Source organism: Asaia lannensis NBRC 102526, from assembly GCF_024054035.1.
Lineage (GTDB): Bacteria > Pseudomonadota > Alphaproteobacteria > Acetobacterales > Acetobacteraceae > Asaia > Asaia lannensis.
In genome coordinates, this window is the sequence record NZ_JAMXQU010000013.1 from 1 (window position 1) to 14150 (window position 14150).

The 14150-nt window shown below is 57.4% G+C and carries 5 protein-coding genes; 1 reads left to right on the top strand and 4 read right to left on the bottom strand.

Annotated features, from left to right (window positions below; all coding sequences use genetic code 11):
• Positions 1-262: 262 nt before the first annotated feature.
• The 4 genes from entS to fes all read right to left on the bottom strand — a co-directional run bounded on the left by entS (position 263) and on the right by fes (position 11853).
• Complete coding sequence (gene entS, locus NF685_RS13255; protein WP_264813655.1) at positions 263-1504, bottom strand: enterobactin transporter EntS; 1242 nt, start codon at positions 1502-1504, stop codon at positions 263-265.
• A gap of 77 nt (positions 1505-1581) precedes the next feature.
• Positions 1582-10215, bottom strand: a complete 8634-nt coding sequence (locus NF685_RS13260) for an amino acid adenylation domain-containing protein (RefSeq protein ID WP_252849988.1) — start codon at positions 10213-10215, stop codon at positions 1582-1584.
• A complete protein-coding gene (locus tag NF685_RS13265; RefSeq protein ID WP_252849989.1) occupies positions 10212-10466 on the bottom strand; it encodes an MbtH family protein in 255 nt (84 codons plus the stop codon). Before NF685_RS13265 ends, NF685_RS13260 begins: the two co-directional genes overlap by 4 nt.
• Positions 10459-11853 carry an enterochelin esterase gene (gene fes / locus NF685_RS13270; RefSeq protein WP_353936383.1) on the bottom strand — a complete coding sequence of 465 codons (1395 nt, stop codon included), beginning with the start codon at positions 11851-11853 and terminating at the stop codon, positions 10459-10461. The genes NF685_RS13265 and fes overlap by 8 nt, the downstream gene beginning before the upstream one ends.
• A 78-nt stretch (positions 11854-11931) precedes the next feature.
• Here fes and NF685_RS13275 point away from each other — a divergent pair, with 78 nt between their 5' ends.
• Complete coding sequence (locus NF685_RS13275; protein ID WP_252849991.1) at positions 11932-14070, top strand: TonB-dependent receptor; 2139 nt, start codon at positions 11932-11934, stop codon at positions 14068-14070.
• Positions 14071-14150: the final 80 nt, after the last annotated feature.

Here is a 14150-nt window from a genome sequence, read left to right on the forward strand (position 1 = left end):
TCGACGTCTCACAAGCCATGATCCTCGTCGCCATGGGCGCCAATCTCACCCGCAGAAATGCCCATCCGTGAGTTTCCAAACAGGCTCTAAGTCGTTCATGAGCCTCGTCGGTCTCGCCGCTATAAAGATCGAGTGTAGATTTGACGACATAGAACCGTTGTAAACACGTGAATTTCAGCGCAATGAAATTGAGTAAATCTCCTCGATAGAGGGCAGAAAAGAGTGGAAACTAGGTTAATCAGCACTGTGCGAGGTATTCTTTTCAAGGTCCATTATTGTGAGATTCAGAAATCGACTTCTTCATTCCTACGGCAGCTCCGAGTAAGATCACGGTCAAACTCACGCCAAATATGAGAAGGGCGTGGGGCAGGCCGGAGAGGGCTACAAGAACGCCCAACGCTACGGTTCCAACTGAGTCACTGACAACGTCTTGCATGCTCCATACGGCGCTGACTCTGCCACGCATATGGTCCGGTGTTTGACGCTGAACCGTTGTGAATTGCAGTAAGGCCGTAATAGAGCTCGCTACGCCGACAACGAGCAACGCAGGCAGCAAAAGTGCTGTGTGGGGCAGCATGCCCAGAGAAGAAACGACTAGACAGCACAGTGCTGCTGCGGTGATCAGTACTCGGATCGGTGTCGCACCATTGGCGAAAGAAGAGCCACAAAGAGCCCCCAACATCGCGCCTGCCGGAACAGCCGCGTACATTGCCCCTATAGCCGTAGGGCCTGCTTTTAGCCCCTCCGCCAAACCGGGGAAGACAACGCGGATTGCGCTGCACATGCTCTGAACCGTGCCGATCAGGATGACGCCTGCGATGACAGGGTGCGTCACCAGAAACTTCATTCCATCTCCCAGTGCTTCGATCGGATGGGCGGACGCCATGTCACTCATTGCAGGGTCAGGACGCAAAACAGGCAGACTGAATAAAGGGATGACCGTGGCAATTGTGCCGATCCCGGCAAGCAGATAGTTTGCGGCAACGCCCTGCGTTGCGATCAGCAGCCCCCCAACAAGCGGGGCAAGAATGGCTCCGATGCGTGTCGTCAACATAGAGAGGGCGCCCGCGACGGCCAGATCCTTCTCTTCGACGAGTGACGGAAAGGCCGCCATGAGGGCCGTCATGCTAATACCGCCGAAGAAACCATCCCAGAATGCGACGGCATAGATCAGGAGCAGAACCGGGTGAACCAGAAAGGCATTGAGAGTCAGAACCAGAAAGCCGATACCACACAAAAAACGTGCCGACAGGATGAGGCGTCTGCGATCGTAACGATCAGCCGTGACGCCACCCGTCAAAAGGCCGAGAAATGTCCCAAGGCCATCAAGCGCCAGCGCGAGGGAGACAGGGAAGCTTGCTCCTGTAAGGGTGTGGATTTGCACCGGGACGGCGACATTGAGGACGCCGAGAGAAAAGACTGACATCATCCGAGCCAGGAAGAGGCGACGGAAAAAGACGTTTCTTCGCAGAAGGCCGAAATCGAGGGAAAATAAGCGGGCCAAATGGGGCGTCCTTCAAGGAGCATGTCGACGGCAGGCTTTGGCCTGCGTCGAGGGAGGGATCGAGGGCATGGGGAACTTCAAACGACGATCTTTGTGATGAGCTTTTCGAGTGTCTGTCGTAGGATCGGGCCTGAAACGGCGAGGCTTTGTGGTGAGAGGCTGTCTTCATGCGCGCAGCGGACATCATGGCAGCACAGCGTTTTGACTTGGTCCGCCCAGGCCGTCACAGGGTCCCACCCTTCGGGCATGCCGATCCGTGCCGCGAAGAGAAGCACCGTGCCATCAAAACGCGTGGTACGAGCCTGCGAAAGCAGCGTCACGGCGTCAGCATAATTGGCGACGATATCCGCAAACATCGCATCTCGCGACGCGACGACCTCTGTGTCTTCTTCAGCGTCGGGTTCGAGAAAGTGAAGACGTTCGCGCTCAACCTCAGCTTCAGCCTCGTCTTGCGTCGGTCCGGTCCAGTCCTGTCCTTCGGGGGGGTAGGTGTCGAACAGCGCAAGAAGCTCCACGCTTTCCCCTTCAGCCCGTAGAGTTGCGGCAATCGCATGGGCCATGGTCCCACCGAGCGAATAGCCGATGAGACGATAAGGACCGCGCGGCTGCAGGCGCCTGATGGTCGCAAGGTGACGATCGCACGCAGATTCCAGCGTATCGCAGCTCGCGATCACGCCATTGGGGCGCGGGGACTGGAGCCCGATCAGTCCCATTCCGGCCGGCAGGTAGGACAGAATACCGGTATATTGCCATGCATATCCTGACGCCGGATGGATGCAGAAGACGACGCCCTCAGTCCCGACAGCACGAAGCGTCAGGATTTCACCCATCCCTGACGCATCGGGATCGGGGGGACTGTCTGACGCCAAACTTTGTGCCAGACGCCCAACAGTTGATGCCGCAATGATTTGACCGACAGAGACAGGTTTCTCTAGTTTCTGTCGCAGCAGGGATGCGAGACGCATGGCCAGCAGGGAGTGTCCTCCAAGCAGGAAGAAATCATCGTCAACGCTACGGACCTCCTGTACAAGGAGAGATTCGTAGCTTTCGGCGACGATCATTTCGATGGTCGTTTGCGGTGCCCGTGCCTCGCTGGAGTCAAAAAGGCTGGGCATCGGCAAGGCTGAACGATCGAGTTTACCGCTCGGCCCCGTAGGCCAATGAGAGATGACGACAATTGCAGCAGGAACCATGTGGGAGGGAAGTGTCTCGGAGAGACGATTTTTCAATACCGCAGGATCTAGGGCTCCGGCATCCACGTCGGGCAAGACATGGGCGACGAGCTGCCTTGAGTCGAGATCGGTTCGAGACGTCGCCCCCAGAGCCAGTGCAGAAACCGATGCCTGTGCGATCCCAGGAAGTTCGCGAAGCGCGTGCTCGATTTCGGCAAGTTCGATGCGTTGACCCCGGAGTTTGATCTGATTGTCGGTTCGTCCCAGGTACATGACTGTCCCGTCTTCGGACCAGCAAGCCAGATCTCCGGTTCGATACATCCGCGCGCCGTTTCCTTCCGGGTTCGCCACAAACCGCGTGGCGGTGAGGTCCGGACGGTCGAAATAGCCTTCTGCGAGCTGGATACCAGCGAGATAGAGTTCGCCTGGTACACCGATCGGCGTCGGGCGGAGATAGCTATCGAGGATATGAAGCTGCGTGTTCCAGACAGGGCGGCCAATCGGTACGCTTCTTTCATTGGCGACGCGAGCTGCGGGGAAATAGGTTACGTCCACTGCTGCTTCGGTCGGACCGTAAAGGTTGTGCAGTGAGGCTTTGAGCCATGTCTGGCAACGTCGTGCCAAAAGTGTATCCAGAGCCTCTCCGGAGCAGAAAATGTGACGCAGGCTCGGACACTGGCCCGGGGACCCTGAAATCTGAAGGTGGTCCAGAAAGGCCGTAAGCATCGAAGGCACGAAATGTATGATGGAAATCTTATGCCGCTCGATGAGGGACTGAAGAGTTTCAGGCTCCCGATGCGCTTCAGGCGGAGCCATAAACAGGTGCGCGCCTGAAATCAGAGGCCAGAAAAATTCCCAGATAGAAACATCGAAGCTGCTTGGCGTTTTCTGGAGCACGGTATCCGCTGAAGTCAGTCGATACGCGTCTTGCATCCAGATCAGGCGATTGACGATGGCCTGATGAGAAACAAGGACACCTTTAGGACGGCCTGTAGACCCCGACGTATAAAGCAAATAGGCGGCGGCCCCAGGTTTGATGGCGAGACCAGAGTTGTCGTGTTCCCGACCTGAATATGCTTGAGCTTCTGCATCATGAACAAGAAGCTTACCCTCAGGACATGTGCCCTCTTCAGACGGCATCAGTGCGCCAAAGCGGGCTTCGTGGTCGCTATCTGTCAGAACGACGCATGGTCTCGCGTCGTCGATCATGAGCGCAAGACGAGCATCAGGATAACCTGTGTCGAGCGGCAGCCATGCCGCTCCAGCTTCAAGTGTCGCCAGGAGGGCGACTGTCAAAGTGACTGATCGTGGCAGCGCGATCCCGACGAGGGATCCGGGGCCGGCGCCAGCTCGGTTTAGGATGGCTGCTAGCGACCTGACCCTGTCCTGCATCTCGGAATAGGTCAGTGTCTCGTTGATATCCGAGAGTGCTTCGGCGTCTGGTGTCTTTCGGGCCTGCCGTCGGACGAGATCATGAAGCGTCACCTCTTCGACTTCTGTTCTCGTGCCGTTGGCTCTCTCATTGATGTCTCGTTCGTGGTCGAAACGAGGGTCGATCTGTCCCCAAGGCGCGTCGACAGGATCTGCCATATGTGACAGTAACAGGGATAGTCGCTGGAGAAGTTCGCTAGGATCGAAGGCTCTGCCGTTGAGTTCCTGCACCCGGCATTCGAGAATGAGGCGTGTCTGTTCCCCGGGAACCACCATCAATGTCAGCGGATAATGCGTGTAGCCCCGATTGCGGGGAGCGCGGAATCTCACTCCTGCGAATTCTCGTCGCTCAAGGGTCTCATCATCAGGATAGTTTTCGCTTACGAGCAACGTATCGAATAGCGAGCCCTGACCTGCGAGGCGCTGGATCTCGGCCAGGCTGATTCCGTCATGCTCGAGCATCGAGCTCTGCATGTCTTGGAGGGTAGTGAGCTGGACGAGTAAAGGCTGATCTGCCTCAAGCCTGACGCGGACCGGGACCGTGTTGCTGAAAAGACCGATTTGGGTAGACAGGCCCTCTATATCGCTGAAACGGCCTGACACGGGAGTACCGAAGACAATATCCTGTTGACCGGTGAGGATCGAGAGTGCGGCGGCCCAAAGACCCTGCATGAGGATGTTTCGCGTCAAACCCATCACACGGCAGCGTTCCTCGAGCGCAGCATCCAGCGTCGGATCGAGGAACATCTCATGCTCGGTCACCGTCTCGCTTATGGTGCTGTCGCGGAACAGGAGCGTGGGCGCTGCTCCTGCCATTGCGGACGACCACGCAGCGCGTGCTGGAAGAGGATCGCGTGCGGCCAGCTCTCCAATTATCTGTGCGTAGGAAGGCGCAGGTTCCACGAGACTTTCGGTATCATAGGCTTGAGCCAGAGCGCTGATGATCAGCGGCGTTGACCATCCATCTGCAATCAGATGATGCGTGCTCAGGAATAAGGCATGAGCCTGTGTCTCGAGACGAACAAGGCGCGCGTGAAGCATGAGGTCCTGTGCCGGGTCGAATTGGAGCGCAAGCTCACTCTGTTCACAGGTCTCGAGTGCGGCATCTCGTGCTTCCTCCGCGAGCCCCTCCAGGTTTTCGAAGGTTAACGGCCACGTCTCCTGTCGTGCAGGGACAACCTGTATGGCGTGGCCTTCGAGCGTGTCCTGAAAGCGTGCACGTAGGGGTGTCTGGACCTGAAGAACACGGTCGAGCGCTCTTTGCAGGCGTGCGCGGTCGAGGGGACCCTCAAGGAAGAGCCGGGTTACAGATGTGTAGTGGCCCCCAACAGCGTCTAGGCGGGCGTGGTAAAGTAGGCCCTCATGGAGCGGGAGAAGAGGCAGCGTCTCGAGCAAGGGGCCAATCTGGGTGCGGAGCTTTTCAAGGCTTTGGGCGCTTACGCCGCATTCAGACGGAACGAGTGTGTCCAAGACCTCGAACGGGTGCGTGTCAGTATTCGACGCTAGGGCGCGCAGCCAGTTCTGGGCTCCTTCATGCAAGCGTTCGATCGTTGTCCGGTCGTAAATGGTCGAGGCCCAGCTCCATGAGAGAGCAAGACGCGGAATCCCGTCGGCTTCGTCCACAAAGCTGTTGAGCTCCAGAGGATGTTGCAGAGGGCTTGTCGGGTCACAATGGACAGCGAAGGAATCCTTGAAGATTTCCCCTAGTCTCTGAGGCAGGAAGTCTTCGGTTCCAGCCTGGAACCGTCCTAGATAGTTGAACAAAAGCGAGCAGGGAGCCTGTTCCTCAGCTGCTTCGAGAAGAGGAGACGTCTCAGGATCGACATAGCGCAGAAGGCCGTAGCCCAAGCCGCGATCAGGAACGCGACCGAGTGTCTCTTTCGTATTCCTCAATGCGGTGAGAGGCGTGGTTTCCGCGCTTTCGACGAGTATCGGATACTCGGCAGTGAGCCAGCCGACGGTTCGTTCCGGGTCGAGAGCCGTGCCTTCGTCCGTCGTCAGGACATGACGTCCGTGTGACTCCATGGCGACGCGAAGGCGCGCCGCGCCGAACATGGCACGCAGTGACTGTGTCACCGCGGTCAAAAGCAGGCTTTCAGTCGATGCCCTGCAGCGAGCGGGGAGGGAATGCAAGACCTCTGCGGTCAGGGCCGGATCCATGACCAGCCTGGCGTGCCCTGCTGTGCCTTGTCGGTCACGAAGAGGATCGAGCGTCCCTTCGGACCAGGCTGGCGTCTCGAGGGTCTTCTGCCAGTAAGACAGCTCCGTTCGACGCTTCCGGGCTTCCTGTGGAAGAGCCAAAGACCAGGCGCGAAGCCCTGTTTCTTCAGGCACCAGGACTGGAGGACGCCCCTCGATCGCAGCCTCACAGGCCTCCTGAAGCTGCGGGAGCAGTGCGCGCCAAGAAACCCCATCGACAGCGAGATGATGAATAGCAACGAGCATCCACCCTCGGCGATGATCTTCTGCTGACAAGACGATCCGAAGGAGATCCCCCGTGACCGGGTTGAGATCGGAGCAGGCCTTCTGAAGACTTTCAGCGACAGCCTGTTTGTCGGGCGCGTCGCCCACAGGTGAGCCAAAGACCCTCTCAGTCACACAGCGTTCTGCATAGCTTGGATCTTGCGGCGGGATGATGAGGGTGCCGCCGTCGACCTGCATGCGCAGAGCAGGGTGAACGCGGAGCAGGGTGGTCACTGCGGAAATGAGATGCGAGCGATTCAGCTCTGCTGGAACGCGCATCAGGACAGCGTGGGCGAACGCGCGCTCCATACCAAAGCGCTCGGCGAACCAAGAGACAATCGGAAGTTTGCCGAGGGCGCCTTCCTGACTCGCGCCCGCACTATGGCTGGTTCTTCCACTTGGCACAGCTGTGAGAATTTCGGCCATACGGTCTGCGCGCCGGAGTGAGAAGATGTCACGTGGCCTAAGCACCCATCCCTCGCGACGTAATGAGGTACCCAGCGACATTGCGGTGATGCTGTCGCCCCCCATCATGAAGAAATCGTCCTCTGGACCGACAGTGATATTGCCCAAGGCCTTTCCCATGAGAGAGCAAAGCAGGCGCTCATTATCGCTACTAGGTTCGCGGCTACGCTTTTGAGTTTTGTCCCGTTGTCGTGGAGAAGGCAGACGAGAACGATCGATTTTTCCGTTGATCGTCTGGGGCCAGGCGTCGAGCACTGCGAGCGCCGAGGGGATCATGTAGGATGGGAGTTTTTGCTCCAAGGCTGCAAGCAGAGGTGTTGCCCGGTCTGAGAGATCGCTGGGTTGAGAGATGCACCAAGCGAGGAGACGCGTGGTGCCATTCTCTGTCTCTGCGACGACAAGGGCGCCGCCAACACCGGGGAGCGTCGCGAGAGTATTCTCGACCTCTCCGAGCTCCACGCGGTGTCCGCGGATTTTGATCTGACGATCTCCACGCCCGAGATAAGAGACCGTGCCATCGGGTGTCCAGCAGGCTCGGTCACCACTACGGTACATGCGCTCCCCTGGTCTGTTCGGGTCAGCGACAAATCGCGAGGCTGTGAGGGAGGGCTGTCCGAGATACCCGGAGGCCAGGCCCGGACCTGTCAGATAGAGCTCTCCTGCGACGCCAATGGGAACAGGACGCAGAGTGTCATCCAGGATCTGGATATGCGTATTGGCGATCGGTCTTCCGATCTCAGGTTCAGCTGTACCTGTGATGGAGGCACACAAAGCATCGACGCTATATTCGGTCGGGCCGTAGAGGTTAAAAAAGAGCGTCTCGGTTTCCGACTGTAGCCTTCTCCACAAAGCTGGTGGAACCGCTTCCCCTCCGAGTTGGATCATGGCCAGTTTGTGCGCTTGTTCCAGCAAACCTGCAGCGACCATCTGCTGCATCATGGCTGGGGAGACGTCGAGTGTATCGATTTTGCGAACTGTGAGCTCGGTGATGAGGGCCTGCGGGTCTCGACGGGTCTCCTCGTCAAAGAGGTGGAGCTCATGGCCCAGAGCGAGCCAGATCAGTTGCTCCCATGAGGTGTCGAAGGCTATCGACATCGCGTGGCCAGCACGAACACGCCTTTCTCCGACGCTGCGTCTCACAGTCCCGAACAGACCAGCATCATGAGCGAGAAGCAGGTTCAGCAGACCGCGATGGGGAACGAGCACACCCTTGGGGCGTCCGGTCGAGCCCGATGTGTAGAGCACATAGGCGTCGTGATCTGCGGTGAGAGGGGTAAGACGCTCGACATTGTTGATCCAATGCGGATCTTGTGCCGCAATTTGCCTCACGATTGCCGGGTCATCGAGACATAAAATCGGGCATTGCAACGCTTCGGATCCCTGCTTCAGCCCGTCCAGACTATCCAGCAGCGTCAAGAGCGCTACAGCTTGAGCATCGATGCACATGTCACGCAGGCGCTCTGCCGGGTGCGCAATGTCAAGCGGCAGAAGTGTCGCGCCAGAGGCGAGGATGCCGAACAGAGCTTCGACCGCGATAATGCGTCGGGGAAGAGCTATGGCAACGATCGACCCCGGTCCGACGCCTTGTGCAATCAGCCAGCGCCCGATCTGGGAAATGCGCGTAGCCAGCGCGCCTGATCCGATATTGGTGTGAGCGTCCGAGAGAATGGCTGGCACATTATGGGGCAGCCGAGTGTGCAGGATGTCGAGGATCGTTGTGGTGTCGGGCGGTAAGGGGACAGTAGGGCCTGATGCCCATTGAGCGATGGTTTCCAGTTCTTTCTGGTCTGTCAGAGGAAATGAGCCGATAGCAGTCTCGGGGGATGCTGCAAGCTGAGAGATGAAGGCTGCAAGCCGGGCTGCATGGCGTGCCAGACAGTGCTGCGAATATAACTCGGGATGTCCGGCAAGTTCGATATAAAAACCCCCGACTTTGCTGATGTCAGGTGTCAGGTTGATATCGAGATCCTCGACCGGCCCGGTGATTAAAGGATGGGTCGAAACCGTGAGGTCGGAATAGCTGATCTCTGAATCATACGCGCGCATGTTGATCAGAGTGCGGTGGAGGGGGGGCGTTTTCCCCACGCGCTTCAGGTCGCGCTGTATCTGCTCAGAGCCGTAGCGTTCATGAGCTCGGACCTCACGCAGCCGCTTTCTGAGCTTTAGCTTGACGGAGTCCAGAGTGTCCTCGCCGCTCAGCGAAAGCAGAATCGGCAAAACGCTGACCATAGGACCTGAGCTATCGATCGAACATGACCCCATTCGTCGCATGAAGGGCATTCCGAGTGCTATCGTCGCCGCGTTTTCAGGCGGTTCGCCTGCCTGAGCCAAGGCGAAGCGGTGCATGTAGATGAAAATAGCTGCAATCAGTGTTTCGGCCGGATCAGCTTGCTTCCGGTCAGATAAGCTCTCGTTAAAGCCCGGGGCCAGGCAGACAGCTGCGCGGCAGGTGTCGATGTTCACAGGAGCTGGAAGATTATCCTGTCGGGAAGACAGGCTTGGCGTCTTGTGTGGCGCGTTGAGGCTCTCGGACCACCAATGACGGTCTTGCTCAAAATCGTTGTGCTGCTGATACGCCTTGTTTTCAGCGACGACCTCAGCGAAGGAAATGAAGGGCGATCCATCGTCGGGTACGGAGCCGGCCGCGGAGCAGTAAAGTTTTATAGTGCGTCGGGTCAGGGTGGCGATGCTGTAGCCGTCGACGCAGAGATGATGATGGCGCTGAAACCAGAACACCCGCTCGTCGGCGACGCGCAACAAAGCGTGGCTGTAGGAGGTTTGATCGCTCCCCGTTGTGATCTCATGCAAATCGTGCAGGGCCGAACGCATGTAGTCATGGGCAGCGGCTTCAGGGTCCGAATGGTGCCTCATATCGATGATAATTGGCTTTGGGATGTCGATGGCTTTCCGTTTGGTGGGCCATGACTGTTCGACCGGATCGCCATCGGCATTGAATCGAGCATGGAGCGTGTCGGCTTCAGCCGTGACAGTCCTGATCGCGTCAGACAATGCACTCAGCGATACGGTTCCGCAGAGGATCGAATATTGTGCGACCCAGTAGAGGCCGGCGCCAGCCGGCGCTGACAGCTCCGCGAACCAGATCGCAGGTTGTGCCCCGGCAAGGGGCAGCGTTGTGACAGAGGGACTCTCGCGTAGTCCGTGAGGCGCCATTTCCGTCATGCGCTGGTTCCTGGCACGGGAGTCGATCCGATAGTATTCTGAGCGCGCGGTGTCCTGCGCCCCGGTGCATCGCTCCAGTTATCCTCGATGAAGCTAAGGCACGATTGACGTGAGTCCGGTCCGTATTGCTCCGCCCAGCCCGCCGGAATCGCGGCGATGGACGGCCAGAGGCTGTAATAGCCTGCATCGTTGCGCAGCACATGAAAGGAGAGGCGCTCATCGTCAAAGGGATTGATGTATTCGTCAGACATGGGGTGTCGCTTCTGTTTCAGAGGTTTCTAATGCTTGATTGTCAGGTTGTTGTAGCAGGTGACGCAGGCCATCGATGATGCCGTGACGCCAGCAGAGCGCATCGTGACCGCCCGAAAAACTTCTTTGGATAATCGGATGTCCCGCGTTCCGCAGGGCGTCTGCCATGGCGTCATTGACGTCGATCATCGCGCCTTCGCGGTTACCGACCTCCAAAAACACTGTGACTTTCTTCTCGGTCGCTGCGGAGATGGGGTGGTGACAGAGCCAGCCGCCTTTTGCGGGACGTTCGCTGTCGTCATGCAGGACATCACTGTCTGGCCACCAGAAGGATCCGGACTGGCTAAGTACTCGGCCGAAACGAGTTGTGTCAGACCATGAGACACACAAGGCCGCATAAAGGGCGGAAAGTCCGCCCAGGCTTTGCCCAACGATAATCCGCTGTTCGGGCTTCTGGCTTAAGGGAGCAAGGCAGAACACCTGGCGCAGAAGATTGTGTTGAACCGCTCCCCAGAAAGCCGGATTGCAGGCGAGGTCATCGTAACGTTGCTCACCATTCCCCTGTTCGACAAACACGTAAAATGCGGGCGGGAGATGCCCTTCTCGGGTCTCTCTTGAGAGCACGTGCCGTAAGGGAAAGCGATCGATCCATGTAGCGCCGTCCAAAATGACGACGAGGGGAAGGGGTACATTACTCTCGCTTGAATCTGAGTACTGGGTTTGCAACAGCCAGGCACGCCTTCGTTTCTCTCTGTGGTCCTGCCATACGAGGCTCTCGGGGATGGCGAGAGATCTCTCGATCTCAAACAGACGGTCCTTTCGGGTCGTGTCGACTGAAGCCCAGCTCGGCTGTCGTGGTGCGTTTGCAAGAATAAGGGGTGAGCATTGTCCGCCCCAGCCCGAACGGTAGGACCGTAATGGATTGAGAGGGTCGGCAATGGCCCGATCCTGAATGGAAACCCACCAATGCCGCTGCGCTTGGACTCTCTCGTCAGGTGTACGATTGTCGGTGTTATTAGACAGCCACGCTTGGAAGCTGTCCTCCTTATGCAGCGGGATGAAACTATAAGTGCCGCACCATGTGTCGGGGAGGCGGATCGACCAGCTCCAGATATCTGTTTGCGGGACAGGACGCAGCGATTGAGGCGTTTCGCTGTGATGGTCCGTGACGCCGTTGATATCCACCAGGACCTGAGCAAGTGAGCCACTGGCTGTGTTTAGCTTCGGTTCTCGCCAGTAAAACGTGACATCGACGAAACCTGGCTCCGTTGGCTCACAAAGCGGTGCCTGCCGATTTTCAAGCTCCTGCCACCATTCGGGCGTTCCGGGAGAATGGGTCATGATGAGAGATGCCGTGACGTTTGTGAAATGAGGGCGTGAGTGCCTGATTTATGTTGATAATGAAACTGATAATCATTATCAACTGGTGAATACAAACATCGAAGCCAATTGAGAGAAGAATTATCAATGTCGCAACCAGAACGTTCCACACTCGGAATGCGGTGTCTTTTCCTTTACGCGTTTAAATCGCTCGCAGGGAGTGCAGGAGCAGCTCTCTGGACGACAGATGCACTTGCAGCGCCGTCGGAAGTCTCCCCCGAGAATTCCACAAAACAACATCCGACGGCGAAAATAGCCAAGTCTGACAAGGCCAGGATTGCCAAGCCGAATAATGGCGAGGCTATGGAAAGTATCGTCGTTGTGGGTCAGACCCTTGACCGACTGCAGAATACAAATTCTGCAGTCACTGTGCTGCGGCATCTCGACGCCAGTGACTACCGCTCGCTTTACGATGTAGTGAACCGTGTTCCCAACATGATTGGCAATGCGGCGGACATTCCGACAATTCGTGGCATGACGGGGTCTGGCGCAGCAGGCGGCATTTTCAGCCTGATGTCCGGTAGTCGCCCTCGCACGGCGACGATTATTGACGGTCTGCCCGAAACATACTCCGGTCAGCGTTATGTCGATGCGGGCACCTGGGACATGGATCAGGTAAGCGTCTTGCGTGGCCCACAGGCGACGACACAGGGGCGAAACGCCATTGGCGGTGCGATCACCCTGAACTCGAAGGCGCCGACCCAGTACTGGGATGCTGCGGTTCGCGGCGGGTATGAGAGCGCGGGAAGCAAAGGCGTCTTCGCGGGTATGGTGTCAGGGCCGATCATCAAGGACGAGCTTGCCTTTCGCCTGACAGCCGATGGAACGCGAGGGGACAGTTACATCCGATATCCCGGCAAGGGATGGCCTTTCGATCCGTCCGAGGTCAGCCAGACATCTTTACGCGGCAAGTTATTATGGACGCCAAAGGTTCTGCCCAAGCTGAGCGTGACGCTCATGGGCTGGCATCGCGAGCAGCATGGTGAATATCTCTATATCGCAAACGGCCCGGATCTGTTTCGTTTCCGCTTCGATAACCCGGATATGAACACGCGCGTGTCTGATTCCAGCATCGATCAGGCGAGCCTGCGGGCGGGTTACAAGATTTCTCCTGCGCTGACCAATGAGCTGACCTACGGCCATGTCTGGTACGATGCGGCATTCAACCAGTCCGATTATCTGGGCAGTGCAAACAGCCTGGGTCATCTCAAGCTGACGGAACAGAACAATACGGTGGAAGATCGTCTGGTTCTGGCGCCAGAACATAGTCGGTTCAACGGTGTTGCTGGCTTCTACTACTTCAACCGCGATCAGAATATTCGCTCTGACATGGGTGTGAACGGCCCTGATTCGGAACGGACATATGCGGGATACGTGGATGGGACCCTGCACCTCATTGGAGGGTTGAGCCTGATTGCGGGCGCGCGCGTGGAGCGTGAGGAACAGCAGCGAAACGTCGCTTTGTCCTGGGGTAAGGTCGCTCTCAACGCTGGAACGACGATGTTTTTGCCAAAGGGTGGGCTGAGCTACACATTTACACCGGTGACGAGTGCCAGCTTCACGGTCAGACGGGGATACAACCCGGGCGGTGGGGCAATCGACTGGGATAAGGGCACGTATTACCAGTATGGCAAGGAAACCGTGACGACCTACGAGTTAGGCGGCCATACGGAGCTTCTGCATCGAAAGGTCAGCCTTAACACGAACCTCTTCTATAACGATTATCACGGTTATCAGGATCTCCTGAATTATACCTTCGTCAACATTCCTCACGGCCGCAGCCTCGGTCTTGAACTCGAAGCGATCTATCACGTGACGAAGACCCTGGAGTTCTTCGGGGGATTGGGGCTTCTGGACACGAAGATCCTGGATGCTCCCGCGGCATATCAGTCCGTTGTCGGCAAAAAATTCAGCAATGCACCGTCTGCGACCTTGAATATCGGTGTAGAGAAACGCTTCCATAACGGGCTGTTCATGGGTGCTAATTTCAACCGGGTCGGCAGTTACTCCTCTCAGGTCGAAAGCGGAACAGGCGTCTATGGAGGGGACTACAACGTGCTCAACGCCAATATTGGATATCGGACACGACATTACGCTATTCGGTTCTACAGCAAGAACCTCACCAATGAGCACATTCTTTATAGCGGCCGAACCAACTGGGCCGGACTGCAGGCGCAGGTTGGCCAGCCTCGGGCTTTCGGTTTCACAGTAGAGGGTCGTCTCTGACCTTCCTGGAAAGAGACCGGGTCCGGGACGATGGATTGCTTCGCTCCGGGCTCGATTGAGGGATACAGGTTCTTAAGCCC